The organism is Levilactobacillus lanxiensis (genome assembly GCF_016861655.1).
Taxonomy (GTDB): Bacteria; Bacillota; Bacilli; order Lactobacillales; family Lactobacillaceae; genus Levilactobacillus; species Levilactobacillus lanxiensis.
The window spans coordinates 152,979-177,607 of the sequence record NZ_BOLN01000008.1 but is presented as its reverse complement, the minus strand read 5'-3'; the positions used below and the strand labels follow the sequence as shown (position 1 = coordinate 177,607).

Annotated in this window: 28 protein-coding genes and 1 other RNA gene; 26 read left to right on the top strand and 3 right to left on the bottom strand. The window is 49.1% G+C overall.

Annotated features, from left to right (window positions below; genetic code table 11):
* Positions 1 to 136 precede the first annotated feature (136 nt).
* Positions 137 to 507: a transfer-messenger RNA gene (ssrA, locus tag JUF22_RS10755) on the bottom strand.
* 579 nt (positions 508 to 1,086) lie between these two features.
* Here ssrA and JUF22_RS10750 point away from each other — a divergent pair.
* From JUF22_RS10750 to JUF22_RS10705, 10 genes are all read left to right on the top strand, one after another.
* Positions 1,087 to 1,821, top strand: a complete 735-nt coding sequence (locus tag JUF22_RS10750; RefSeq protein ID WP_203646183.1) for a response regulator transcription factor — start codon at positions 1,087 to 1,089, stop codon at positions 1,819 to 1,821.
* Complete coding sequence (locus JUF22_RS10745) at positions 1,818 to 3,287, top strand: ATP-binding protein (RefSeq protein WP_203646182.1); 1,470 nt, start codon at positions 1,818 to 1,820, stop codon at positions 3,285 to 3,287. Before JUF22_RS10750 ends, JUF22_RS10745 begins: the two co-directional genes overlap by 4 nt.
* Positions 3,288 to 3,352: 65 nt before the next feature.
* Positions 3,353 to 4,501: a class I SAM-dependent methyltransferase gene (locus tag JUF22_RS10740; protein WP_203646181.1), complete on the top strand. Its 1,149-nt coding sequence runs from the start codon at positions 3,353 to 3,355 to the stop codon at positions 4,499 to 4,501.
* 184 nt (positions 4,502 to 4,685) lie between these two features.
* The gene (locus JUF22_RS10735; RefSeq protein WP_203646180.1) at positions 4,686 to 5,549 is read left to right on the top strand and encodes a GRP family sugar transporter; all 864 of its coding nucleotides are present in this window, start codon (positions 4,686 to 4,688) and stop codon (positions 5,547 to 5,549) included.
* 131 nt (positions 5,550 to 5,680) lie between these two features.
* Positions 5,681 to 7,027, top strand: a complete 1,347-nt coding sequence (locus JUF22_RS10730) for a glucose-6-phosphate isomerase (RefSeq protein ID WP_203646179.1) — start codon at positions 5,681 to 5,683, stop codon at positions 7,025 to 7,027.
* Between the two features lie 494 nt (positions 7,028 to 7,521).
* Positions 7,522 to 8,061 (top strand): hypothetical protein, encoded by a 540-nt coding sequence (locus JUF22_RS10725; protein WP_203646178.1) that lies wholly within the window; start codon positions 7,522 to 7,524, stop codon positions 8,059 to 8,061.
* Between the two features lie 46 nt (positions 8,062 to 8,107).
* A complete protein-coding gene (locus JUF22_RS10720) occupies positions 8,108 to 8,821 on the top strand; it encodes a hypothetical protein (protein WP_203646177.1) in 714 nt (237 codons plus the stop codon).
* 55 nt (positions 8,822 to 8,876) lie between these two features.
* Positions 8,877 to 9,458 carry a hypothetical protein gene (locus JUF22_RS10715; RefSeq protein ID WP_203646176.1) on the top strand — a complete coding sequence of 194 codons (582 nt, stop codon included), beginning with the start codon at positions 8,877 to 8,879 and terminating at the stop codon, positions 9,456 to 9,458.
* Between the two features lie 422 nt (positions 9,459 to 9,880).
* The gene (locus JUF22_RS10710) at positions 9,881 to 10,312 is read left to right on the top strand and encodes a Panacea domain-containing protein (RefSeq protein WP_236000769.1); all 432 of its coding nucleotides are present in this window, start codon (positions 9,881 to 9,883) and stop codon (positions 10,310 to 10,312) included.
* A 53-nt stretch (positions 10,313 to 10,365) separates the two neighbouring features.
* The gene (locus tag JUF22_RS10705) at positions 10,366 to 10,755 is read left to right on the top strand and encodes a hypothetical protein (RefSeq protein ID WP_236000768.1); all 390 of its coding nucleotides are present in this window, start codon (positions 10,366 to 10,368) and stop codon (positions 10,753 to 10,755) included.
* Between the two features lie 46 nt (positions 10,756 to 10,801).
* Here the strand turns inward: JUF22_RS10705 and JUF22_RS10700 are convergent, their stop codons facing one another.
* A complete protein-coding gene (locus JUF22_RS10700) occupies positions 10,802 to 11,059 on the bottom strand; it encodes a hypothetical protein (RefSeq protein WP_236000767.1) in 258 nt (85 codons plus the stop codon).
* A 203-nt stretch (positions 11,060 to 11,262) separates the two neighbouring features.
* On the opposite strand from JUF22_RS10700, the gene JUF22_RS10695 reads away from it, so the two are divergent.
* Entirely contained in the window at positions 11,263 to 11,967 is a 705-nt protein-coding gene (locus JUF22_RS10695; protein ID WP_125765622.1) for an MIP/aquaporin family protein, read from the top strand.
* 107 nt (positions 11,968 to 12,074) lie between these two features.
* Here JUF22_RS10695 and JUF22_RS10690 read toward each other — a convergent pair whose 3' ends face one another.
* The gene (locus JUF22_RS10690) at positions 12,075 to 13,142 is read right to left on the bottom strand and encodes a helix-turn-helix domain-containing protein (protein ID WP_203646173.1); all 1,068 of its coding nucleotides are present in this window, start codon (positions 13,140 to 13,142) and stop codon (positions 12,075 to 12,077) included.
* Between the two features lie 297 nt (positions 13,143 to 13,439).
* Between JUF22_RS10690 and JUF22_RS10685 the strand changes: the two genes are divergently transcribed.
* From JUF22_RS10685 to JUF22_RS10615, 15 genes are read left to right on the top strand one after another with little or no spacing between them, the layout of a single operon-like run.
* Positions 13,440 to 13,733 carry a BMC domain-containing protein gene (locus tag JUF22_RS10685; RefSeq protein ID WP_203640091.1) on the top strand — a complete coding sequence of 98 codons (294 nt, stop codon included), beginning with the start codon at positions 13,440 to 13,442 and terminating at the stop codon, positions 13,731 to 13,733.
* A 19-nt stretch (positions 13,734 to 13,752) separates the two neighbouring features.
* The gene (gene pduB / locus JUF22_RS10680; protein ID WP_125766235.1) at positions 13,753 to 14,580 is read left to right on the top strand and encodes a propanediol utilization microcompartment protein PduB; all 828 of its coding nucleotides are present in this window, start codon (positions 13,753 to 13,755) and stop codon (positions 14,578 to 14,580) included.
* Between the two features lie 18 nt (positions 14,581 to 14,598).
* Positions 14,599 to 16,275, top strand: coding sequence for a propanediol/glycerol family dehydratase large subunit (locus JUF22_RS10675; RefSeq protein WP_203646172.1), 1,677 nt, complete (start codon positions 14,599 to 14,601; stop codon positions 16,273 to 16,275).
* A 23-nt stretch (positions 16,276 to 16,298) separates the two neighbouring features.
* On the top strand, positions 16,299 to 16,979 hold the full coding sequence (locus JUF22_RS10670) for a propanediol/glycerol family dehydratase medium subunit (protein WP_203640092.1): 681 nt from the start codon (positions 16,299 to 16,301) through the stop codon (positions 16,977 to 16,979).
* Positions 16,980 to 17,005: 26 nt separating this feature from the next.
* Positions 17,006 to 17,527, top strand: coding sequence for a diol dehydratase small subunit (locus tag JUF22_RS10665; RefSeq protein WP_203646171.1), 522 nt, complete (start codon positions 17,006 to 17,008; stop codon positions 17,525 to 17,527).
* Between the two features lie 20 nt (positions 17,528 to 17,547).
* Entirely contained in the window at positions 17,548 to 19,380 is a 1,833-nt protein-coding gene (locus JUF22_RS10660) for a diol dehydratase reactivase subunit alpha (protein WP_203646170.1), read from the top strand.
* A 2-nt stretch (positions 19,381 to 19,382) separates the two neighbouring features.
* Positions 19,383 to 19,742 carry a glycerol dehydratase reactivase beta/small subunit family protein gene (locus JUF22_RS10655; protein WP_203646169.1) on the top strand — a complete coding sequence of 120 codons (360 nt, stop codon included), beginning with the start codon at positions 19,383 to 19,385 and terminating at the stop codon, positions 19,740 to 19,742.
* A gap of 14 nt (positions 19,743 to 19,756) precedes the next feature.
* Complete coding sequence (locus JUF22_RS10650) at positions 19,757 to 20,314, top strand: BMC domain-containing protein (RefSeq protein WP_203646168.1); 558 nt, start codon at positions 19,757 to 19,759, stop codon at positions 20,312 to 20,314.
* Positions 20,315 to 20,362: 48 nt separating this feature from the next.
* Positions 20,363 to 20,638 (top strand): BMC domain-containing protein, encoded by a 276-nt coding sequence (locus tag JUF22_RS10645; protein ID WP_125766228.1) that lies wholly within the window; start codon positions 20,363 to 20,365, stop codon positions 20,636 to 20,638.
* A 30-nt stretch (positions 20,639 to 20,668) separates the two neighbouring features.
* On the top strand, positions 20,669 to 21,322 hold the full coding sequence (locus JUF22_RS10640) for a phosphate propanoyltransferase (protein WP_203646191.1): 654 nt from the start codon (positions 20,669 to 20,671) through the stop codon (positions 21,320 to 21,322).
* Positions 21,323 to 21,344: 22 nt separating this feature from the next.
* Positions 21,345 to 21,848 carry a PduM family microcompartment protein gene (pduM, locus tag JUF22_RS10635; RefSeq protein ID WP_203646167.1) on the top strand — a complete coding sequence of 168 codons (504 nt, stop codon included), beginning with the start codon at positions 21,345 to 21,347 and terminating at the stop codon, positions 21,846 to 21,848.
* Positions 21,830 to 22,099 carry a EutN/CcmL family microcompartment protein gene (locus JUF22_RS10630; protein ID WP_125766226.1) on the top strand — a complete coding sequence of 90 codons (270 nt, stop codon included), beginning with the start codon at positions 21,830 to 21,832 and terminating at the stop codon, positions 22,097 to 22,099. Before pduM ends, JUF22_RS10630 begins: the two co-directional genes overlap by 19 nt.
* A gap of 18 nt (positions 22,100 to 22,117) precedes the next feature.
* Positions 22,118 to 22,699 carry a cob(I)yrinic acid a,c-diamide adenosyltransferase gene (locus JUF22_RS10625; RefSeq protein WP_203646166.1) on the top strand — a complete coding sequence of 194 codons (582 nt, stop codon included), beginning with the start codon at positions 22,118 to 22,120 and terminating at the stop codon, positions 22,697 to 22,699.
* A gap of 1 nt (position 22,700) precedes the next feature.
* The gene (locus JUF22_RS10620) at positions 22,701 to 23,171 is read left to right on the top strand and encodes a GlcG/HbpS family heme-binding protein (protein ID WP_203646165.1); all 471 of its coding nucleotides are present in this window, start codon (positions 22,701 to 22,703) and stop codon (positions 23,169 to 23,171) included.
* Between the two features lie 7 nt (positions 23,172 to 23,178).
* On the top strand, positions 23,179 to 24,627 hold the full coding sequence (locus tag JUF22_RS10615) for an aldehyde dehydrogenase family protein (RefSeq protein ID WP_203646164.1): 1,449 nt from the start codon (positions 23,179 to 23,181) through the stop codon (positions 24,625 to 24,627).
* Positions 24,628 to 24,629 lie beyond the last annotated feature (2 nt).

The window sequence follows — 24,629 nt, the reverse complement described above, 5'->3', positions numbered from 1 at the left end:
TACCAAAAAGCTGGTTGAGGAAAATCCGAAGATTTTCCTCAACCAGCTTTCATTTTGGAGACTTATGTCACAGCCCCCTTTTGTCGTCTGGAAAAGTGTAAAAGAAAACCCGTTAGCCGCGCAGCTAACGAGTTATTTATGGAGCCGGCGGGGATCGAACCCGCGTCCTAGCATATTGCCAACTTAACGTCTACACGCATAGGCAGACTACTTAAAGTTTCACTGAATAACTTGCCGCCTGTCAGGGCCCACATACTCAGCTAACCTGATTCATCTCTTCTAACGTACTTCAGGTGGGAGCCGTTAGCGTAAGCCCGTTAAATTTAGGACCCAGATCTAGACCGCGGGCAAGCCTAGGAGGATCTACGTTAAGCGCCTATTAAGCAGCTAAAGCGTAAGAATTGTTATTATTTTTTGCAGTTATAATAAACTGGACCTTTTAACGTAGATGCCGCTACGACGCGCAGTCAAGCTTCAACCTATACCAGTCGAATCCAGAACGGCCCCATTTCGATACTGATATAGTGTACCATACCTGAGCCCGTCTGCAAAATATTTGACTTGAATCGGCCGTAAACGACGTATAATTCTGGCTGGGTCGGGCATGGATGGGGGACTAAGCGGGTGACTGGTCAATCAGCCTAACTTGTTTTAAGCTAGAGAGTGTACGCTTAAGTAAGAAACAACGGTCCGTGGCAAAAATCGGTCACCCCATGTGGTATTCAGAATCCTGATTGAACGGTATAATGTGAGGGTGAGGCCATTTTCAAGTCCCACCGGGATCGTCGAACACGACACTGGCACCCAATCCGTGGACAGTGTCAGTAGTTCCCAGCCTGAAATTAGTTTATACTGACAGCAGTGACCAGCACAACTATTTTAAGTGATTCAAGTGTTAGGTGCGTTATCAGCCAGGATGGCCCTTAAATAATAGAAGAGAAACCGGTTACCGGCTAAAAGTTACAGAAACTTCATAGTTCTATCACCACCATTTCTGATTAACTTGTTAACTTCAGGATAACTATGATCGACTAACTTTTTCGCCGGCACCGAATCCAGATAACGTTGGAATCAGTGGAGGTAACGATGAAGCTTTTAATGATAGAAGATAACCATTCAGTTTCGCAAATGATGTCGATGTTTTTTAAGAAGGAACAGTGGGACGCGCAGTTTGCCTACGACGGCAACGAAGCGGTCGAAATGTTTTCCGCCGCACCCAATGATTGGGACATGGTCACGCTTGATTTGAACCTGCCCGGGATGGACGGTATGCAGGTCAGCACGGAGATTCGCAAGATTTCGCCGACCGTGCCCATCATCATGTTAACGGCCAGAGATTCCGAAAGCGACCAGGTCTTGGGATTGGAAATGGGGGCGGATGATTACGTCACCAAGCCATTTAGCCCCATCACATTGATTGCCCGGATCAAGGCCCTGCACCGGCGCGCCGAATTGGGGCCCGTTTCCAAGCCAACTGAAGACGATACCGCTAATGATACTGAGGCGTTTGACGTGGTCACGGAAAACTTCAAGCTCAACACCAAGACCCGGGAAGCCTACCTGAACGACCGGCAGATTGAGGACCTGACGCCCAAGGAGTTTGACCTCCTGAAGACGTTGGCCCAGAAGCCCCGGCAAGTTTTCTCCCGGGAACAACTCCTCCAGCTGGTCTGGGATTACGAGTACTACGGTGATGAACGGACCGTGGACGCCCACATTAAAAAGCTCCGGCAGAAGATTGAAAAGGTTGGCCCGCAAATTATTCAAACGGTTTGGGGAGTCGGTTATAAATTCGATGATAGTGGAGCAAACAAGCAATGAAACTCATGTATCAACAGATGTTAGGGTTCTTTGCGGCAATCATGATTATTTTGGTCATCATGGGCGTTTCGTATTCGCAGATGACCCGGCACATGGTGTACAGTAACACCTGGAACTCGCTGGAAAAGTATTCAAACAGTCTGATTGAGCAGTCGCTGCGAATCAGCTCGCAGAAACCCAATACCGTGCAATTCGATACGACCTCGCTCGAGAGTAGTGAGCAGCTGCTCCAGAACCAGGCTATCAGCACGACCATCTACAGTGCAACTAATAAAATCGTTTTTCCCGCGAACGTGTACCAACAGGCCATCGATAAGTCTGATTGGAAGAAATTGAAAAATAACCAAATCATTCACAAAGTCGTCGATCGACGGGTCCGTAACAAGAATGGCCGGGTCAGTCCGGCGATGACCGAAGTCATGAAACCCTACTTCTATAATCATAAATTAGTGGCGGTTGTGGTGATGGGGGCCTTCGTCTCGGATATCAACACCAACGTGAACCAAATCAACCGTAATTTGATTCGGGCGCTATTGGTTTCGTTCCTAGTGGCCGTTGTGGCGAGCTACATTTTAGCTCGGTACTACACGTCACGAATCAACCGGCTGCGGACGGCAACCAATCAGGTGTCTAAAGGAAACTATGATATTCAGATGGCGAGTCGCAACCGTGACGAAATTGATGACTTGATCAATGATTTTAACGGCATGGCCCACTCGTTGAAAGATTCACAAGAAGAGATTCAACGCCAGGAACAACGACGGCGAGAATTCATGGCCAATGCGTCTCACGAAATGCGGACGCCACTGACCACCATCAACGGCTTGCTGGAAGGTCTGGCCTACGATGCCATTCCTGAAGAGAGCAAGGAAGAGAGCATCGACCTGATGCGGAGTGAAACCAGTCGCTTGATTCGGTTGGTCAACGAAAACCTGGATTACGAAAAGATTCGGTCCAACCAGATTGCGCTGAACCTGCACGAGTTTAACGCGGTCGATGCGCTCCACAACATTGTGGAACAGCTCAAGCAAAAGGCTGACGACTCCGGGGATATTTTGGAGTTGCAGGCGCCCAAGGAAATTGCCGTGTATGCTGACTACGACCGGTTTGTGCAGATTATGTTTAACATCACGCAAAACGCCATTCAGTTTACCCAGCAGGGACACATCACCATTTCGGCCCAACGTGGCTACGAGGAGACCATCGTCAAGGTGGCCGACACCGGGATGGGGATGAGTGACGAGCAGCTGCAAAACATCTGGGAACGTTACTACAAGGCCGATCCTTCGCGGAAGAACACCAAGTACGGCGAGTCCGGCTTGGGACTGTCCATCGTGCACCAACTGGTCCAACTGCATCATGGTAAGATCAGCGTGACCAGTAAGGAAGGGGTTGGCACGACCTTTACTGTCATCTTCCCCGATCAGCACCAGACCAACTCGCAACGCGCAAAAACCACGGAATAGGGAATTCGCGGGAGTGTTTTGGGGCTAAACATGATACAATGAGGGAACCATTAAGGAGGAAACTTTTGAAACGAGTACAAATTACCGGGAAGTCCGTCCGTAAGTTTGAGGACGGCTATCCCATTGTCGCTTTAACCGACTTAGAAAATAACAAGGATTTTGACAACGGTGCCTGGGTCCAATTGGAAAACCATGGCCATTTCGTGGCGACGGCTTACTTCGCCAAGCAACATCGGGGCATCGGCTACGTGCTGAGCCTGAAGGAAAATGAACCAATCGACGAACGCTTCTTTACTGGCAAGTTCCGGGCTGCCGCTGCTAAGCGGAGCGCCTTTGCCGACCAAGATGCTTACCGGTTATTTAACGGAACCGGCGACGGCCTCGGTGGCTTGGTCGTGGATGTTTACAACGGCATCTACGTCTTCCGCTGGCAAAATGCCGCACTGAAGCAACAAGCGCGGTTGATCTACGCGGGCTTTGAACGCATCATGGGCAAGGGCCAGACCATTGTGGCGGCTACTCCTGGACAAGAAACGACCCAATTGATCAGTGGCGACCTGGGCCAACAACCCAGCAACGTCTTGGAAAACGGCATCACTTATCCCGTCGACCTGACGTTGAGCCGGCAACAGTTAGCCTTGGAGTTCCGGGATGTCCGGGACTGGGCTAAGCAAAACGGCCAGCAAAAGCGGGTCTTGAACTTATTCAGCGCGGAAACTGGGTTAGTCGCCGCTGCTATGGTCGGTGGGGCCGTTGACGCTGTCAGCGTGGACCCAACGAACCGGGCCACGACCACGTTGCAAGCCCAATTGGCTGCGAACAACCTGGAACAAGCGCCCGTTGAAATGCGGACGATGGACGTGACCAACTACTTGGATTACGCTAGCAAGCATGGGCTGACCTTTGATATGATCATGATCAACCCACCTGCCTTTATCCGTGGTAAGAAGCGGACCTTTACGCTGGAACAAGACTTACAACCACTCGTTGAACAAGCCTTGAAGGTGGCGACGACGGGGACGAAGATCCTGGTCACGGCTACCGCGCCAACGTATTCCATGAAGCACTTACAGTCAACGGTTAACGCTGCGGTAGAAAATTATACCGGTCATGTAACTGCTTTCAATACGTATGGCTCACCAAATGACTTTTTGACCAACGTTGCCGACCGTCATAGTGAATCGTTAAAGGGTTTACTCTTGTCGGTTGATTAATGAAAACGATTGAAAATGAACACAAGAAGGACTACTTGGTTAGATAGACCACTGACCAATTGGTCCTTTTTTTGCACAACAATGGTTTACTTTTCGAAAAGAAACATTTACACTTACTAATGCTAATTAAGAAGCGCTTACAGAGAGAAACGACAGAGATGAAACGAGAGTTGAGGTTTGCATTATGGGTATATTATTAGCTTTGATCCCCACGGTTTGTTGGGGAAGTATTGGATTGATCAGTGGCCGTCTGGGTGGGACTTCCTACCAACAGACGTTAGGGATGACCGCTGGGGCCGTTTTATTCGGAATCTTCTCATTGGTCTACTTCCACAGTGCCTTAACCGGCATGTCCATGCTGGTCGGAATTGCTTCCGGGCTGTGCTGGTCAGTTGGTCAATTTGAACAATTCCAGTCCATGAAGTTCATTGGGATTTCACGGACTGTGCCCATCTCCACCGGGTTACAACTCGTGGGGACGGCGCTGGCCGGGGTCTTACTGTTCCACGAATGGAAGACCACTAAGATGATCACGATGGGCACGATTGCCGTTATCGTTTTGATCATCGGGGCTGCCATGACGTCCTTGCGTGACAAGCGCGCCGCAGCCGGTTCGAGTCAACCCGTTGAAGCGGGTCGGGGCTCAGTTGCCATCGTGATTTCTACGATTGGTTACGTGCTGTACACGGTTATCGTGACGGCATCTGGCTTGGACTCCAAGACGATTCTCTTCCCACAATCTTTGGGAATGATCTTAGGTGCCTTGATTTTCGTGATGTTCTCTCGCCAAAAAGTTTGGCACAAGGCAACCGCCAAGAACGTCATCACCGGTTTGGTCTGGGGTATTGGGAACTTCTTTATGTTCATGTCCATTCCAACGGTCGGCTTGGCCATCAGTTACTCCCTGGCACAATGTGGGATCGTTATTTCCACGTTCGGGAGCATCTGGTTACTGGGTGAAAAGAAGACTGGACGCGAAATGGTCTACATCACAATTGGCTCTCTGTTAGTTGTTGCTGGTGGGGTTACGCTCGGTTTAATGAAATAGTTATAAGGGACGGCTAACGTGGGTTGGCGTCCCTTTTTATTTTCTTAAAAAGTGTGGACTAGACCATTTACTTTTAAGGGGAATGCGTTATAATGGACTAGTCAAAACAATAAAAGTGAGGTTATCTAAATATGGCACATATCGCCTTCGATCGTTCCAAACTTGATCCGTTTATTCATGACAACGAACTTGGAGAAATGCAAGCGCTTGTCACCGCTGCAGACTCTGAATTACGCCAAGGTACCGGAGCCGGTAGTGACTTCCGTGACTGGTTGGCACTGCCCCATGATTACGACAAGGAAGAATTTGCCCGCATCAAGGCTGCAGCAAAGAAGATTCGTTCTGATTCTGAAGTCTTGATCGTGATTGGTATCGGGGGCTCTTACCTGGGTGCCAAGATGGCCGTGGACTTCTTACACGACACCTTCTTTAACTACTTACCAGCAGAAAAGCGTCAAGGACCCCAAGTCTTCTTCGCTGGGAACTCAATCAGTCCGGACTATGTTCATGACCTGATCAACTTGATCGGTGACCGTGACTTCTCCGTGAACATCATCTCGAAGTCTGGGACCACGACGGAACCTTCCATCGCCTTCCGGATCTTCAAGGACATGTTGATCAAGAAGTACGGTGCCGATGGGGCCAAGAGCCGGATCTACGCCACGACTGACAAGCAACGGGGGGCTTTGAAGACTGAAGCCGACGCTGCTGGTTATGAAACGTTCGTCATTCCTGACGGCGTTGGTGGCCGTTACTCCGTCTTGACTGCCGTTGGTCTGTTGCCAATCGCCGCTTCTGGCGCTGACATCGACGAATTGATGAAGGGGGCCGCTGACGCCCAAGACGCCTACACCAACCCTGATTTGACGAAGAACGAAGCTTACCAATACGCTGCCTTACGGAACATCTTATACCGCAAGGGTTACACCACTGAATTGCTGGAAAACTACGAACCACGTCTGCAATACTTCGCAGAATGGTGGAAGCAATTGATGGGTGAATCCGAAGGGAAAGACCAAAAGGGTATCTACCCATCATCCGCGAACTTCAGTACCGACTTACACTCCTTGGGTCAATACATCCAAGAAGGTCGCCGGAACTTGATGGAAACGGTCATCACCGTCGACAAGCCACAAAACGACGTTGACGTGCCTAGCGAATCAGATGACTTAGATGGCTTGAAGTACTTGGAAGGCAAGCAAATGAGCTTTGTCAACACCAAGGCTGGCCAAGGGGTCGTCTTAGCCCACACCGATGGGGGTGTCCCTAACATGGGCGTCCACATCCCTGACCAAACGCCATACACGTTGGGTTACTTGATCTACTTCTTCGAAGTGGCCGTTGCCATTTCTGGTTACCTGAACGGGATCAACCCATTCAACCAACCCGGTGTTGAAGCTTACAAGGTGAACATGTTCGCCCTGTTAGGCAAGCCTGGTTTTGAAAAGTTGGGTAAGGAATTAAACGCTCGGCTCTAAACTTAAAACTTAAATGAAAGCATCGTTGCGAATTTCGTGGCGGTGCTTTTTTGCAGCCGTGATGAAATTGGCTTACCGGTCTAGCCCTGAACGTCTAACGACCCATCAGTAGCCGTTTTAGTGTCCTAGGACGCGTTTGCCAGGTGAAAACGTCTGACTATACCATTTTTCACATGCGACGCTCTCACGGCGATTTTAGACGCTATTCTGGGCTGGTGGTGAGGGAGAGTGGATTTTGAACAAGTGGACCGGTGAATTGTGAATAGATACGCGAAAGATAAAATCCGTGGGTCTTTGGTAGGGTAAATTGCCAAGGACCAACGGATTTTTACGTTGAAAATAAAAAAGTTGCTATTTTATTTAGCGGATTAAGCCAAACGACATAATGTGACATCCCCATCGTGTATGATTACGAGTGTCTGGTGAAACGGTACCCAGACAGTTGTGCCGGCAATCGGGGGAACCCGAATTGTCGGGCGAAGGAGGATGTACATATGGATATAGTGAAAGGCGGACTCGCCGGCTTGCTGGTCGCGTTGAGCTTAGGCGGGGCCTTAGCCACGGTATCAACGACGGCCCAGGCCAAGCCACAGCCAGTCCAGGCCACAGTGACGGAGGTCAATGGCCAGAAAGTTGTCATGTATAACGGCAAGCAATACACGCTGAAGCAGGGTGTTGAGCTGGGCCTTACCAGTGATAGCAGCGTTAAGGCCAAGGAAAATCGCTGGACGTATAAGCTGACGAATGTTAAGGCCAAGCGAACCAAGTCTGGCAAATCGGTCAAGGTTAGTGGTAAATTGACCGTCACCAACATTCCGTTGAGCGTGTTTACGCCGGCTAAGAACGTGCAAATCGTGACGGCTAACGGCGTCAAGCTGGCAAAGGTCACGAAGCAGTTAACCTTTAGTCAGGTCGTGAAAACCAAAGCTAAGAAGCTGACGCTACAGGCGGGCTACAACGGCAAGGCCAAGGGTCACCAGGCATTTTTCGTTTTATCGGCCAACAAGAGTTTCAAGGTCAAGGCTTACAAGTAACACCTAATCTAAGTGAGAACAACAAGTTCTAGAAAGTGGGATCAGAATGAATAAATTGATGAAGACGGGGCTGTTAGCCGCCCTGAGTATTGTGTTAGTTGCCCCGAGTTTGACGACACCAGCCAGCGCGAAGAGCAAGGTCAAGGTGTTGTCGACCAGTAAGGTTGCCCACAAGACCTATCACGGGAGCATGGGAAATATTTACAGTAGTGCCAAATTGACGCACCGCAAGTACAAGATGAGCAAGTACCGTTATACCACCTGGACCGCCACCAAGAAGGCCGTTATCAAGAATCACGGTAAGAAGGGGACGCTGGCCTACATTAAGTCCGGTAGTAAGTCTGGTTGGATCTACAAGAAGTACCTGCGTTCTGGGAAGGCACCATTTAACAAGCAGAAGCGGTTGAATGATACCTATACGGCTTACTTGAAGGCATTGATGCCAGTTAATCGTACTGATAAATACACCCCAACTGAACGTAGTTACGATGCATTGGCAAGTTCAATCGAGAACAGTTGGGGAGATAATGGTTACAATGGTGAAGACGAGGTCAAGGTAGCAGCTAAAGATAAAGACGCTTTGATTAACGCGTATGCTGTGTTCAAAAACCGTTTCTCTGGCTCCCAACGGAAGAACTTAGATGCCATGGCTAAGCAGTTAGATAATCTGGAACCCATTACGGATAACTTGGATGAAGTTGGCTCAACTATGGGAACGTTTGCCCAAGCCTTGAGCACGGCCGTTGGTGATTTGAGCTAGGAAAGTTATCATCTTCTGGGATAGTTTGATCACATGCAAAGGAGCAAAACCAAAAATGAAGTTAATGAAAATCGTCAGCGTAGTGATGGTCGCCACGACCATGGGTACCGCGGTCGTGGTTGCCACACCAGGCGTGACGGCAGACGCCAAGGCTAAGAAGTCGTTGAAGACTTTCCCGAAGTCCTTGCGGCGTACCTGGTATCACTATGAAAAAAATGATAACGGGAAGTTCACGTACAGCAAGCTGACCTTTACCGCTAAGAGCCTAACCATGAAATGGGCCGGGTGGGGAACCACCAAAGTCAACAAGGCGGATAAATACGTGCTACACCAATACAACCCAGCTAAAAAACTGCAAAAGGGCAAAGATAGTTGGATCTTTGCTTATAAGGCCGGTAAGTCGACTAAAATGGGCGGTTGGAACACCACTAAAAGTGCAATGACGGCTAAGGATGCCCTTTCAAGCTACAAGGTCGTCACGGCTAAGGTGAACGGCAGGAAGGTTAAGGTGCTGCATGATAAGCATTTGACTTCGTTACCCGTTGATATCCCGTACTACTACACCAGTAAGCAACTGGCTAAGCAAACGAATCCTAAAGGTTACAACTACACCAACGCATATGGCGCGAAAAAATAGGCTGTAAAGCCATTGCCACTTTCACCTCCAGAGAAAGTGGCAATGGGGGCTGTTGGCTTGTGAGCTGATGGTGAAAGGGGATGTTCCCCGACTGCGGTCTTTCTACACAAAAGTTCCCTGGAGTCGGGGGATGTTCCGGAAATCAAGAAAAATACGTCTGGTTATTTGTCCTCTAGGGCAGGTAGTCAGGCGTATTTTAGGATCGACAGCTTTGAGCTGTTTGAAGACAAGAAGGGCAATGTCATGCAGGAAGTATCAAACAACTAAACCAATCAAGCACGATTGTTATTAGTTGATGAGAATCGCGGCAATTCGTTTACAAGACCCTGAGTCAGCAGGTATACTACCGGTAGTCGTTAAGACGCAAGTGAGAGGGGCGAGAGCCGTTGACCGATGTGTTCAAAATTGTTAATTGGTTTAGAGTGACCAGTAATGCAGAGATGCGAACGATTCAAGCCGATGAGTTAACACAGATGAAGGTCATGAAGCTGCTATATTACGTTCAGGGAACGTATTTAGCGGCTTATGGTGAAAAGGCTTTTGCCAAAGACATTCTCGCTTGGCAGTTTGGACCGGTGGTGCGTGAGGTCTACGAGAAATATCAGGGCCGACGGGGAATCGTTGGGAATCTAACTGACGATACAACGGCAGTCGATGACTATCAGAGTATTTCTGAATATTCCCAATTAGGTATCGTATTGGCAGCTGTATGGACAGCCTTGGGGGACCAATCAGCAACTGAGCTGATGCGGCGAACACATGAGGAACGGCCGTGGCTGGAAACACCTCAAAATACCGTCATCAGTCCTGAGCTAATGAAAGACTTCTTTATTGCTGAGGTTGTTGCTCAGTGACCAAACTTCGGTTGACATCCAAGTACGAGAAGTCTGCGAGAAAAAAGGTCGAGTTGCGAAAGCGAAAAATTCTTAACTTTGAGCCGGATCGATTGGCGTTTAACTTTTCCTTCATCACACGAGATAGAAAGTATGGCTTTGATGGTAAGGGATTTACCAAAGTCGTCAAGGGCCAAATGTTTGATAAAATGGTTCGACTCTCGTCAGAACGCTACAATGCGATTCTTGGATGGCCTAAACGACTTGGATTAGAAAATTTGCCGGAGAAAGAAGTTGCGGTAGCTGTTCATCCTGATTTTACGCGATCGTTACGACACTTAGACTGTCTACCGGGTTTTTGGATTTTTCGTATTTCAGATACGGGACGAATTATTGGGAGAATTCAGGAGAAAACGTTTTATATTCTCGCTGTGGACACAAAATTCAAATTATATAAGCATTAAAAAATGGACCAACTCGTTTAACGGGCTTGGTCCATTTTAATTAGCACTAAGAAGCCACAGAAGCCGAGCTGGCCACCACAGTAAAGTGGGTGACCACAAATTGTTTACGTTGGTTCAGATGCCCATAAAGCGCAACCTGTGCCCCAGAAGTAGCCTGGTACAGGAAGTTCAACCCGTGCTGATGAATCAAACAGTTGTGAACGTTACCGACCTCGTCGACAACCTTGGCAAAGATGAGTAGGGGACTGAGCTTGAGGACTTTCGGGTCAGCCATTATTTTTCCGTTGAATGCGCGTTGTTCCATGATCATCACCTCAAATAGCATTATACGAACAAACGTTCGATAATGCAAGCAGAAATTTTTTCAGCTGATTGCGATTAAGAAATAGCAAATTTTAGCCGCATTCACTTGTTCAAAGGTGAACAGAATAAAATTCTACCGCTCGCCTTTGCTAAGATAGAATTGCCAGTAAAAATGGTAATACTTAGAAAAGGTGGGTGTCAATTTTGAATGGATTTATCGGTGAGTTTTTTGGGACCATGGTTTTAATCCTTCTCGGAGCCGGCACGGGTGCTGGGTTGAACCTGAATAAGTCCTATGCTAAGGGATCAAGTTGGCTGTTTGTCTGCACTTCCTGGGGATTGGCCGTGACGATGGGGGTCTATGTGGCCGGCGCATTGGGTTCAGATGGACATTTGAATCCAGCCGTCACGATTCCATTTGCCCTGTTTGGTCTCTTTCCCTGGTCACATGTTTTGCCTTACTTAGCCGGTCAATTTCTCGGTGCCTTTGTGGGTGCGGCAATCGTCATCTTGCAATTTGCCCCCCACTTCAAAGCCAGCAAGGGTGAAGCGGAAGGGAACACGGTCGGCATCTTTGCAACGCGGCCAGCGATTAAATCGCCATTTTATAATTTTATTTCTGAAACGGTTGCGACCTTTGGGTTTGTCTTTGTTCTGCTGAACCTCGGGAACTTTACCCAAGGACTGAAACCATTCATCGTCGGAACACTGATTCTGGTCATTGGGACTGGCCTCGGGACGACCACGGGCTTCGCGATTAACCCTGCCCGTGACTGGGGTCCACGGTTGGCATACACGATTTTACCAGTGCCAAATGGTGGCAGTGGTGAATGGTGGTATGCCTGGGTACCAATGTGTGGCCCACTGTTGGGTGGCACGATTGCGGCAGCGATTAAGGTTGCCCTTTGATGTAATTAGGTTAGACAGACAGAAAACTATCCATCGGCAGTTACTTACCGGTGGATAGTTTTTAATTTGGCTAAATTACGGATTAAGCGGCTGAACCCGAACATAATTTACGAGACGCGACTCGTATAGATCCATTGAATCACCGCGTTATTGGCACTGACAATATTGCTGGATGGCTGCGTGGGTTGATGGCAGTTAACCGTGTAGAGCCAACCCCGCGACCCGGAATCTGTTAAGGGCCCAATTTGGTTGACATAGGGGTAGCCATTCGTGGTCTGCATGGAGAAGTCACAGTCTAATTGTTTGAAGTAGCGGCGGGAAATATCAAAGATGGTATCTTGATCGTTCCAAGTTAAATCACGGGGAATGGTCAAGACCTTTTGAACGGCCGCGTGGCTTCGACGATAGGCCAGGGGGGACATGCCAGTCGCACGTTTGAAGACTTTGGAGAAGTAACTATTCTGGGCACAACCGACTTGTCTGGAAATGACGCTGACTTTATTGTTGGTGAGCATTAAGTATTTGCAAGCGATGGCGACCCGTTGGTAGTTGACATAGTCGATGAAATTTACGTGAAGGTACCGCTTAAAAATCCGACTGAGATAGGATGGCGAGAGGAAAACGTTCTGTGAGACTGATTCCAGGGAAATCGGATTACGAATATTGCTTTGCACGTAGGCCAGAATGTCATCAATGCTCGAGGTCTTCTTGATGGTCAGGGGATGCGTGCGATTGGTGGCCGGCTGTTGATCAATCCGATTGAGGGTTGGTTTGAACAACAGAGCAAATTTTCTCATCTGAGAGACGCTATGGGCACTGAGTGGGTTGAGAATCTTTATGTGGGTATGCAGTAACTTTCCTAAAGTATCGTTGGAGATGCTCTCTATGTAAGTCTTGGCCAGGTGGGCACGTTCTTGGGAGACCCCGGTCGCGTCACAGATGACAAAACCGATGATATTGTCGGCAGCAATTACCGGAAACAGGAGGGTGATTGCCGAATCCTTCAAAATGAGATTGTGTTCAACCTCACTTATCCCGTGATAAACGTGACCATCTTTTAATAACGTATCGCTGAAGTCATAAAAGGAGGTCCTTATTTGACTTATTTTTGAAAATAGTTGAATCGAATCAGATAATCCAGTGTAATCGATAGTGACGGGAGTACTAATAGGCATAGTGATCTTCCTTCCGAAGGTATCCAAGTTTCGAAAACATTATTAGTAGAATCTTATCTATGGGTAATTTTAAACGGGTTATCAAGAAAATGCAAGGAAGCGCTTACAATTTCGTTTCATTCTTGTCATTTTGGAAAAAACTTACCTTTTATCAGTGAATTATTGCATACTTTGTGAATTTGTTCATTAAGATAATGACGGTCGACTTCTCTATAATGAAGGTGTTTTAAGAATAACAGGCAGCTTCAAACCGAATTGAAGCGGCTTGATTCTATACTTTATGGGAGGTCTCACCTTATGGAACAAGAAGCATTAGGAATGATTGAAACCCAAGGGTTAGTCGCTTCAATCGAAGCAGCCGATGCGATGGTTAAAGCTGCCAATGTATCCTTGGTTGGCCAAGAAAAGATTGGTCACGGGTTAGTCACGGTAATGGTTCGTGGAGATGTTGGTGCGGTTAAGGCATCTGTTGACGCAGGTGTTTCAGCAGCGGAAAACATTGGCGAAGTTGTTTCCAACTACGTCATTCCACGTCCACACACGGATGTTGAGAAGCTGTTACCTAAGCAAGCAACTGACGCAGCCAAATAAGGATTAGTGGTTGATAAAGATGGCAGAAAATAATGAAGTGATTCAGAAAGTTGTTCAAGAACTTTTGAAGCGCGGTATCAATATCGATCCTAAGGAAGCAATGAGTTCGTTGGGAGGAAAGAAAATGGAAACCAAGGACCTTTTGAACTCAACGAGTGTCGTTCCTGAGTTTGTCGGGACCCGAGAAATCGGGGACACCATTGGGATGGTGATTCCAAGTGTTGATCCATTATTACTTGATCAATTGCATGTATCCAAGAAGTACCCCGTTTTGGGGATTCTAAGTGCCCGCTCTGGTGCGGGTCCTCACATCATGGCCATTGATGAAGCGGTTAAGCAAACGAATACCGAAGTTATTGACGTTGAATTACCTCGGGATACCAAGGGTGGCGCTGGCCATGGTTCCTTGATCATTGTCGGTGGTAACGACCCATCGGATGCCCGTCAGGCGATCAATGTGGCGTTGGATAATTTGAGCCGGACGTTCGGGGATGTTTATAACTCCGCCGCCGGACATTTGGAATTCCAATTCACTGCCCGGGCTTCAGGTGCCTGCAACTTTGCTTTCGGTGCACCTGAAGGTAAGGCTTACGGCCTGATTTGTGGGGCACCTGCCGGAATTGGTGTTGTGATGGCCGATACAGCCGTCAAAACAGCTTCCGTCAACGTTTTATCATTCGCGTCACCAGGTCACGGAACGAGCTTCTCAAACGAAGGCATGGTTCACATTAGTGGTGAATCAGGTGCCGTTCGTCAAGCTGTCATGGCCGGACGTGAAGTTGGTTTGAAATTATTAGCCGAATTAGGCGATAAGCCAGTCAATGATTTTCCATCATACATTAAGTAGTTGGGAGGATGATTTTAATTGAAGCGGCAAAAACGATTTGAAAAGCTTGAGAAGCGTCCAGTACATTTGGATGGATTTGTTAAAGAATGGGACGATGAAGGTCTGGTTGCGATGCACAGCAAGAACGACCCAGATCCAAGTCTCAAAGTTGAAAACGGTGTCATTACCGAACTCGATGGCAAGAAGCGCGAAGACTTTGACTTAATTGACCAGTACATCGCTGAATATGGGATTAACATTGCCAACGCTGAAAAGGCTAACGCAATGTCCTCACAATCCATTGCGAAGATGCTGATTGACCCCAACGTTTCTCGTTCCGAAGTTGCCAAGGTCACGACGGCATTGACGCCAGCCAAAGCTTCCGATGTTATCAATCAATTGAACTTCGCTGAAATGATCATGGCGGTTCAAAAGATGCGTCCACGGCGGACACCATTTACCCAAGCACATATTACGAACACGTTGGATAATCCAGCAGAAATTGCGGCCGATGGTGCCGAAGCTGCCTTGCGTGGCTTCCCTGAACTTGAAACGACCACGGCGGTTGCCCGTTACGCCCCATTAAATGCGATTTCATTAATGGTCGGGGCGCAAGCTGGTCGTCCCGGGGTTATCACCCAATGCTCCGTTGAAGAAGCGGTTGAACTGGGATTAGGGATGCGTGGTTTCACGGCCTATGCTGAAACGATTTCCGTTTACGGGACTGACAAAGTCTTCACTGATGGTGACGATACGCCTTGGTCCAAAGGCTTCTTGGCTTCCTGCTATGCTTCACGTGGCTTGAAGATGCGGTTCAGTTCCGGTTCTGGTTCTGAAGTGCTGATGGGCTACACCGAAGGGAAATCCATGCTCTACCTTGAATCTCGTTGCATTTACATCACAAAGGCTTCTGGTGTTCAAGGCCTGCAAAACGGGAGTGTTAGTTGTATCGGGGTTCCTAGCGCGGTTCCAAGTGGTCTGCGTGAAGTCTTAGGTGAAAACCTGATGTGCATGATGATGGATCTGGAATGTGCTTCCAGTAACGACCAAACGTTCTCACACTCTGATATTCGTCGGACTGAACGGATGTTAGGCCAATTCATCGCCGGGACTGATTACATCTCTTCTGGGTATGCCGGTGAAGAAAACTCTGACAACACCTTCGCAGGTTCTAACATGGATGTCTTGGACTACGATGACTACGAATCCATGGAACGTGACTTAGCGGTTGACGGTGGGATTTTGCCAATCACTGAAGATCAAGCTATCAAGATCCGTCAAAAGGCTGCCAAAGCGGTTCAAGCGGTCTTCGATGGTTTAGGATTACCAGAAATCACTGATGAAGAAGTTGAAGCTGCAACCTATGGGAGCACGTCAGACGATATGCCAAAGCGTGACATGACCCAGGATATCAAGGCAGCGCAAGACCTGATGGATCGTGGCGTCACGGTTTCCGACATCATCAAGGCGTTGGATGACCATGGTATTGACGATACTGCCCAAGCCGTCTTCAAGTTGGCCCAACAAAAGATCTGTGGGGACTACCTGCAAACCTCTGCCATCTTCGACAAGGATTGGAACTGTATTTCTGCGATCAACGATAACAACGATTACATGGGTCCAGGAACTGGCTACCGTGTTTGGGAAAACAAGGACCAGTGGCAGAAGATCAAGGATATTCCTTGGGCCTTGGATCCTCAAAAAGTTGACTTCTAGTATCAGGTAAGGAGGTAAGTTCAGTGAGTCAGGAAATTGATGAAACTTTACTCAAGAGCATTGTTCGCGATGTTCTTGGAGAAATGAAGAGCGCTGATACCCCAATTTCATTTAAGGGCGGGGAAGTTGCAACGGACGGCCCCAGTCAAGAAAGTAGTGTCGATTGGTTCAAGCCAATGGGCGTTGCGAAGCCAGGACGGTCTAAGAACGAAGTGGTCATTGCCGTTGGACCTGCATTTGCAACGGTCATGACCCAAACCATCATCAAGCAATCACACAAGGATGTCTTGCGGCAACTGATTGCCGGGATTGAAGAAGAAGGCTTGAAGGCCCGGGTCATGAAGGTTTACCGGACTTCAGACGTTTCCTTTATCTCAGCCGAAGCCGATAAGCTCTCCGGTTCCGGAATCGCCATTGCGGTGCAATCCAAAGGGACGACCATTATTCACCAGAAGGATCAAGATCCACTGAATAACTTGGAATTGTTCCCACAAGCACCTGTTCTGACGCTGGATACGTTCCGGGCAATCGGGAAGAACGCGGCTCAGTATGCGAAAGGCATGTCCCCAAGCCCAGTACCAACGGTTAATGATCAAATGGCTCGGCCACGTTACCAAGCACTGGCAGCTTTGATGCACATTAAAGAAACGAAGCAGGTTGTGGTTGGTAAACCAGCTGAAGAAATTGATGTGAACTTTAATTAACAAGTACGTGATTGGAGGCAGTATTGATGAGTAGTGAAGTAGACGATTTAGTTGCCAAAATTATGAAAGAGTTAAACGGCAACGGTGGGACAGCGACTAAGGCACCAGCTCAAGACACGACTAGTGCTGATCCTGATTTGACGGCCAAGGACTTCCCACTGTTCAAGAAGCACCCAGACTTAGTTAAGTCACCATCTGGCAAAGAATTGAAAGCGATTACGTTCCAAGACATCGTGGATGGCAAAGTGGATTCGAAAGAATTACGGATTGCTCCATCAACGTTGAGAATGCAAGGGAAAATCGCTGCTGAAGCCGGTCGTTCACAGATTCAAAACAACTTCCAGCGAGCAGCTGAATTGACCAGTGTACCAGATGATCGGTTACTTGAAATGTACGGGGCTTTGCGGCCATACCGGTCTTCCAAGCAGGACCTGTTAGACATTGCCGATGAACTGGCAGACAAGTACCACGCACCCATTTGCTCCAACTGGTTCAAAGAAGCCGCAACCAACTACGAGAAGCACAATAAGCTGAAGGGTGACAATTAGACAAAGGTAGGGGTTTTAGCATGACACGTGTGATTGGTGTAGACATTGGTAATTCCTCGACTGAAGTTGCTTTAGCGGATGTGTCAACGGACGGCAAGGTTAACTTTCTTGGTTCTGGAATTGCGCCGACAACGGGAATTAAGGGAACGAAGAAAAACTTAATTGGGGTTAAGGATGCGATTCATCGCGTGATTGCGACCACGAAAACGGACTTAAAGGATGTTGATTTGATTCGCATCAACGAGGCCACTCCAGTGATTGGCGATGTTGCCATGGAAACCATTACGGAAACGGTGATTACCGAATCAACGATGATTGGGCATAACCCGGGAACTCCTGGTGGCGTGGGAACTGGTTCTGGTTATACGGTTGATTTACTACATTTGCGAGAGCAGACGGATAAACAGCGTTCTTATATCGTGATTGTGTCGAAAGAGATGGACTTTGCGGATGTTGCCCAGCTGATCAATGCCTATACTGCTAACGGCTACCATATTACGGCGGCGATTCTTCAAAGCGATGATGGGGTCTTGGTTGATAATCGGTTAACAACGAAGTTACCGATTGTCGATGAAGTTGCCCGGATTGATAAGGTGCCACGTCATATGCTGGCTGCGGTTGAAGTTGCGCCGCAAGGGCAAGTGATTTCGCAATTGTCCAACCCATACGGGATTGCTACGTTGTTTAATTTAACCTCGGAAGAAACGAAAAATATTGTTCCTGTTTCGCGGGCACTGATCGGTAATCGGTCGGCTGTCGTGATTAAGACGCCTAAGGGTGATGTTAAGGCGCGGGTCATCCCAGCTGGGGCGATTACCATCGCCGGGAATAAGGGCCACCAAAAAGTCAACGTGGCGACGGGTGCGCGAAGCATTATGGATAAGATCAACGTCTTTGATCAAATCGATGATATCACTGGTGAAGCCGGCACCAACGTGGGTGGGATGCTCGAAAAGGTTCGGCAAACCATGGCTGATTTAACCGGCAAGACGAACAAAGACATTGCCATTCAAGACCTGTTGGCGGTGAACACGTCCGTGCCCGTCAAGGTACGGGGCGGGTTAGCCGGTGAATTCTCAATGGAACAGGCGGTCGGGATTGCCGCGATGGTTAAGTCAGACCATTTGCAAATGCAATTGATTGCTGACTTGATCAAGAAGGAACTCCGGATCCCCGTTGAAATTGGGGGAGCTGAAGCGGAGTCGGCCATTCTGGGGGCGTTAACGACGCCCGGAACGACCAAGCCGCTGGCTATCCTTGACTTGGGTGCCGGCTCGACCGATGCGTCCATTGTGAATAAGCAGAATCAGAAGGTCGCGATTCATTTGGCCGGTGCCGGAGATATGGTCACGATGATCATCAACTCCGAGTTAGGGCTCGACAACATTTACCTGGCAGAAGATATCAAACGTTATCCGCTGGCCAAGGTTGAAAACCTCTTTCAACTGCGGCACGAGGATGGGTCGGTTCAGTTCTTCGAGGATCCATTGCCCGCAGAACTGTTTGCCCGGGTCGTTGCCCTGAAGCCTACCGGTTATGAACCCATTCCGGGAAACTTAAGCATTGAAAAAATCAAGCTGATTCGGCAGACGGCTAAGAAGCGGGTGTTTGTGACCAATGCACTTCGGGCCTTACGCCACGTCAGTCCAACGGGGAACATTCGCGATATTCCGTTCGTAGTTATCGTGGGTGGCTCGGCGCTTGATTTTGAAATTCCTGGATTGGTCACCGATGAGCTGTCGCACTATGACTTGGTTGCCGGGCGCGGGAACATTCGGGGCATTGAAGGTCCCCGGAACGCCGTCGCAACGGGACTGATTCTCTCGTACGCTGATGAAAGTAGGCGACAATGACCATGGCTGAAGATTTAGATCGTCCAGCAATCGACATTGCCCTCCTGCCAGAGGATGGCACCACCTTACCGGAACGGTTGCAGCCGTTGTTGTTGGGAATAGAAGAGGAACAGATTCCTTTTCTATTTCTACCGAGTTCTGATCAGACGTCGCCAGACCTGGTCACACGGGCTTATGATGCCGCGGTTGCCTCACGGTTGTCGGTAGGCATTGCCTACAGTCACGACCAGATCGTGGTTCATTACAAGAATCTGGCACCGGACGCCCCGCTCTTTACAGAGGACGTGACCACGGCCAAGGCCATCAGAATCATCGGTGCCAATGCCGCTCGGTTAGTGAAAGGTGTGCCATTTAAGCTGTAAGGTAGGTGAACGAAATGGAAGCAATTGGATACGTTGAGGTGATTGGACTCACCGATGCCATTATGGTGGCGGATCACATGTTAAAGGCCGCTTCGGTAGGCATTAAGAACATTGAGAACGCGACCGGTGGGTACATTACCGTTTCCGTGACGGGGGATGTGGCTGCGGTTGAAGCCGCGATTGACGCCGGAACGGCTGATAGTCGGGTGAACGTCGTCAGTACCACCGTCTTGGCCAACCCAGCCGAAGGTGTTCCTGAACTGGGGCAGACGGATGCGTTTAGCAACGATTTGCCAGAAAGTGAGTCTGGGGACGCCGTTGCTCAGCCCCAAAAACCGGTAACGACGCAGAAGGTTGAGACGGCCCCGGCCGTTAAGAAGCCACAGGTCCCAGCCGTGCAAACGACCAAGGCTAAGGCAACACCAACGACCACAAAGTCAACGACCACGAAGTCAACGACCACCAAGCCGGCCACCAAGAAGCCGGTCAGTCGTCGGAAACCGAGTCGCAAACCAACGACTAAGCGACCAGCACCAAACAAGTCGCAACCAAAGAACAAACCTGAAAGCTAACCTCGATGAGAGCTTGGCGCCAGGCAGCAAAATTAGGAGGAATGAATGATGAACAATGCACTTGGAATGATTGAAACTAGAGGCTTAGTTGCGTCGATTGAAGCAGCGGATGCCATGGTCAAAGCTGCCAATGTTTCCATGATTGGGCAAGAAAAGATTGGGAGTGGACTGGTCACGGTCATGGTTCGTGGTGACGTGGGTGCCGTTAAAGCCGCAGTGGATGCAGGTGTGCAAGCTGGGGGCAATGTCGGTGAAATCGTCAGTTCCTACGTCATTCCTCGTCCACATTCTGAAGTTGAAGGTATTTTACCAAGCGGTAAATAAGCTGAAGAGATTGGATGATAACTTATGGAATTGACTGAAGAAAACTTACGGACTTTAGTTCGCCAAATTGTGACTGAATGTGCCAGCGCAGTTGCCGATCCAAATGCGATTCCAATTGGCATTTCCAACCACCATATTCACTTAACTCAAGCGGACTTCGATAAATTATTTCCAGGACAAAAAATGGAAAAATTTAAGCAGCTGAAGCAGCCCGGAGAATTTGCCTCTAAGCAAACGTGTGATGTGATTGGTCCCAAGGGAACCCTGGAGCATGTGCGGGTCTTAGGCCCATGCCGGTCGCATTCACAGGTTGAAATCGCAAATTCTGAAACCTTTAAGCTAGGCGTTCCGGCACCCATTCGGTTGTCAGGTGATCTGGCGGGGGCCCCATCGGTTAAGCTGCGCACAGCGGCTGGTGAGGTGACCGTTCAAGGGGTGATTGTGGCCAAGCGACACATTCACATGAGTTTAACGGATGCCCAACGATTTGGCGTCAAGCTGGGTGATACCGTGACTGTTGAAATTAACTCAGCGGGCCGTCGAACCATTTATGATGATGTGATTGCCCGGCCACGGAAAGACTTTACGCTGGAAATGCATCTCGACACGGACGAAGCTAGCGCCGCGAACGTTCAGTCGACCACGGTTGCGCACATCATTCCGAAAGTTCAGTCAACATTTTAAGCATGAAAGTTGGTGACGGTGAATGGATCGGGTGATTGCCGAGGTACTTAAACGAATTCAAGAGCGCCAAACTAAAATGAAAGCGATTCCTTATTCGGAACAAGCGCCAGTTCCCAGCGAACGACTCCTGATTGATTTTGGTCAGGTCACGCTACAGGGCATGACGATTGACTTGCTGTTAAATCTATACCAAGTTAACGAAGCGAATGCCTGGGTTGCCTGGTTGCTGAAGGGAATGAGTTACGATGTACACTTTACGTTTCAACTTAATCGCAATCTAATCAATTTCATCCCGCTCAAAATGCTGCGGGATTGGCCGGTCACCTTTGAGGTCGGATCCGCGCAGGTCGTGAAGGCCGACTACCAGAGCAGCATTGGTCGGGCGGAGATTGCTGCATTACCGGATCAAGCGATTCTGATTGTCTCACCCAAGCAACGGTTGACGGTTGAGGCTGTGACTGCGATGGCCCAAAAGCACATCACGAAGCAGGTAAGGACTGATGAAGATTGTATATGGCAAAAGTAATTGGTAGCGTTGTTGCGACGCAAAAGGACGCCTCACTGGTCGGTCGCAAGTTAATGATCGTGCAACCCATTAACGCGGACGGCAAAGCGATGCGCTCCGAAGAAGTTGCGGCCGACATGGTTGGTGCTGGGATCGGCGAGCGCGTCTTACTGGCGCGTGGTGCTGGTGCGCGGCACGCGACGGTGAACAATGTACCTAACGATGTGAATGACTGTTCAATCGTTGGCATCATCGACAGCGTGGATGTCTAGCAGTGGGAGGTGATTGCCATGCCAATTTATACCAAAGGCGGCGACAAAGGGTCGACGAGTTTGTACGATGGGCAACGGGTTTCGAAGGATTCATTACAAGTTGAGGTCTACGGCACCTTTGATGAGCTGAACGCAAATGTGAGCCTGGCCGATAAGTTCTGTCAGGTCCCCAAGAATGTCGAATGGTTGCAGTGGGTCGAGTATCATATGTTTTTCCTGCAAGGAGAACTAGCTACGCAACACGCAACCACCTTCCAGCAGAACAGTCGCATGATTACTGAGGAAGACATTCAGTTCTTGGAGCACGTCATTGATGAATACACCGCCAGTCTACCAGCCGTCGACAGTTTTATTCTGCCGGGTTCAAGTACGGCCGGCGCCCAGTTACACGTTTGTCGGACGGTTTGCCGCCGGGCAGAGCGGTTGCTAGTTAAATTCATGCAGACGCACTTTGTCCGACCGGAGATTGAAAAATATGTCAATCGGCTATCAGACTTCTTCTACATCATTGCCCGCTCAGAGGATCACGAACATCAGCTGCGCGTCATTGAAGATCAAGTCATCAAGCGGTACTGCCAAGCAGTGAAGGGGGATCAATAGGATGGATGCACAACAGCTAAATCAGATTGTGAAGGATGTCCTGTCTAAACAGGATGCCGCCCAACCGTTTGAGCGCAAAAAGATGGAGCGCGTGATTGACGCGGCGGTTGCCAAGGCGGACGACCTCGGGGTTGGCGTCACCATTTGCCTGATGAATCGCGCACGGATCGTCCAAATGCTGTATCACATGCCGAATGGCAATTTAGTTGGCTCGTTGCTCGCGCCGAAGAAGGCGTGGTCAGCAATCGCCATGGAAGAGCCCACTAAAGACATTAGTCGTGATATTCAGCCGGGCGGCCCCTTGTATCAAATGGAAACGATGCTTGATGGCAAATTGGTGTCGTTTCCGGGTGGCATCCCAATCGTGGTCAATGACAAAATCATCGGAGCGATTGGGGTCAGTGGTGGCCTGGTCGAGGAAGATCAAGCCATCTGTGAAGCGGCCATTCGGGAATTTTTAAAGGAAGTGTGACGAAGATATGCAGACCGATGAGTTAGAGACAAAAATCAGAGAGATTTTACACCAAGAATTAGCGAAGCAGGCGTCCACTGACGCCGAACCGTCACCACAGCTGGCCCAACCAGAGGGCTTAGGCAACGGGATTTTTCAAACGGTCGATGCCGCGATTGCGGCTGCTAAGCAGACCCAAGTTGCCTATGCGGACAAGCCCTTAGCCTTTCGGAAAAAGGTCATCAAGGCGATTCAAGACGGTTTTGGTCCCCACCTGAAGGAAATTGCCCAGGCAATTTGGGATGAGACCGGCATGGGAACCGTTGAGGCGAAGAAAACTAAGCTGAAAGATGCCCTGTACAACACGCCTGGCGTTGAGATGCTGGATCCCGAGGTTCAAACGGGTGACGGTGGGATGACCATGTATGAGTACACGCCATTTGGTGTCATTGGGGTCGTTGGACCAAGTACGAACCCCGGTGAAACGGTGATCAACAACTCAATCATGATGCTATCCGGTGGGAACACCTTATTCTTCGGGGCCCACCCAGGTGCTAAGAACATTACGCGTTGGATGATCGAACATCTCAATAAGTATGTTGAAAAGGCAACGGGGATGAAGAACATGGTCGTTTCCCTGGACGTCCCTTCAATTGAGTCCGTCCAAGAAATGATGAAGCATCCAGACATTGCCATGCTCGCGGTTACCGGTGGCCCAGCGGTGGTCCATCAGGCGTTGATCAGCGGGAAAAAGGCTGTCGGTGCCGGTGCTGGGAATCCACCAGCCATCGTTGATGAAACGGCCAACCTGGACTTAGCTGCCCATGATGTGGTCACCTCTTGTGCCTTTGACAATAACATCTTGTGTACTGCTGAAAAGGAAGTTGTCGTGGAAGCCAGCGTCAAAGATGACTTGATTCAAAAGATGCAGACGGCGGGGGCCTTCTTAATCACCGATGCCGACCAGATTGCCACGTTAACTAAGATGACGATTCAAGAGAACGGCACGCCAAGTCGGACCTACATTGGGAAGGATGCCACCGTGATTCTGGATGCGGCCAAGATTCCTTACACGGGCAAGCCGAAAGTGATTACCTTTGAAGCTAAGAAGGACCATCCTTTAGTCACGACTGAAATGTTAATGCCAATTCTGCCAGTGGTTTGCTGCCCAGACTTTAAGTCCGCGTTACAAACGGCGGTTGAAGTTGAAGGCGGGCATCACCACACGGCCTCAATTCATTCCGAGAACTTGCCACACATCAATCAAGCCGCTCACCGGATGAACACCTCTATCTTTGTGGCTAATGGTCCAACATTTGCTGCAACCGGGGTTGGCGACAATGGCTACTACACGGGAGCCGCTGCCTTTACGATTGCGACCCCAACTGGTGAGGGGACCACGACGACCAAGACCTTTACCCGTCGTCGTCGGTTCACGAGCCCCGAAGGATTTTCACTGAGAAACTGGGAGGTTTAGAC

Bases quoted from the DNA above. Each gene is read 5' to 3' on its own strand.
- JUF22_RS10750 (WP_203646183.1), top strand. From the start codon at position 1,087: ATGAAGCTTTTAATGATAGAAGATAACCATTCAGTTTCGCAAATGATG.
- JUF22_RS10745 (WP_203646182.1), top strand. From the start codon at position 1,818: ATGAAACTCATGTATCAACAGATGTTAGGGTTCTTTGCGGCAATCATG.
- JUF22_RS10735 (WP_203646180.1), top strand. From the start codon at position 4,686: ATGGGTATATTATTAGCTTTGATCCCCACGGTTTGTTGGGGAAGTATT.
- JUF22_RS10730 (WP_203646179.1), top strand. From the start codon at position 5,681: ATGGCACATATCGCCTTCGATCGTTCCAAACTTGATCCGTTTATTCAT.
- JUF22_RS10725 (WP_203646178.1), top strand. From the start codon at position 7,522: ATGGATATAGTGAAAGGCGGACTCGCCGGCTTGCTGGTCGCGTTGAGC.
- JUF22_RS10720 (WP_203646177.1), top strand. From the start codon at position 8,108: ATGAATAAATTGATGAAGACGGGGCTGTTAGCCGCCCTGAGTATTGTG.
- JUF22_RS10715 (WP_203646176.1), top strand. From the start codon at position 8,877: ATGAAGTTAATGAAAATCGTCAGCGTAGTGATGGTCGCCACGACCATG.
- JUF22_RS10700 (WP_236000767.1), bottom strand. From the start codon at position 11,059: ATGGAACAACGCGCATTCAACGGAAAAATAATGGCTGACCCGAAAGTC.
- JUF22_RS10690 (WP_203646173.1), bottom strand. From the start codon at position 13,142: ATGCCTATTAGTACTCCCGTCACTATCGATTACACTGGATTATCTGAT.
- JUF22_RS10685 (WP_203640091.1), top strand. From the start codon at position 13,440: ATGGAACAAGAAGCATTAGGAATGATTGAAACCCAAGGGTTAGTCGCT.
- pduB (WP_125766235.1), top strand. From the start codon at position 13,753: ATGGCAGAAAATAATGAAGTGATTCAGAAAGTTGTTCAAGAACTTTTG.
- JUF22_RS10665 (WP_203646171.1), top strand. From the start codon at position 17,006: ATGAGTAGTGAAGTAGACGATTTAGTTGCCAAAATTATGAAAGAGTTA.
- JUF22_RS10660 (WP_203646170.1), top strand. From the start codon at position 17,548: ATGACACGTGTGATTGGTGTAGACATTGGTAATTCCTCGACTGAAGTT.
- JUF22_RS10655 (WP_203646169.1), top strand. From the start codon at position 19,383: ATGGCTGAAGATTTAGATCGTCCAGCAATCGACATTGCCCTCCTGCCA.
- JUF22_RS10650 (WP_203646168.1), top strand. From the start codon at position 19,757: ATGGAAGCAATTGGATACGTTGAGGTGATTGGACTCACCGATGCCATT.
- JUF22_RS10645 (WP_125766228.1), top strand. From the start codon at position 20,363: ATGAACAATGCACTTGGAATGATTGAAACTAGAGGCTTAGTTGCGTCG.
- pduM (WP_203646167.1), top strand. From the start codon at position 21,345: ATGGATCGGGTGATTGCCGAGGTACTTAAACGAATTCAAGAGCGCCAA.
- JUF22_RS10625 (WP_203646166.1), top strand. From the start codon at position 22,118: ATGCCAATTTATACCAAAGGCGGCGACAAAGGGTCGACGAGTTTGTAC.
- JUF22_RS10620 (WP_203646165.1), top strand. From the start codon at position 22,701: ATGGATGCACAACAGCTAAATCAGATTGTGAAGGATGTCCTGTCTAAA.
- JUF22_RS10615 (WP_203646164.1), top strand. From the start codon at position 23,179: ATGCAGACCGATGAGTTAGAGACAAAAATCAGAGAGATTTTACACCAA.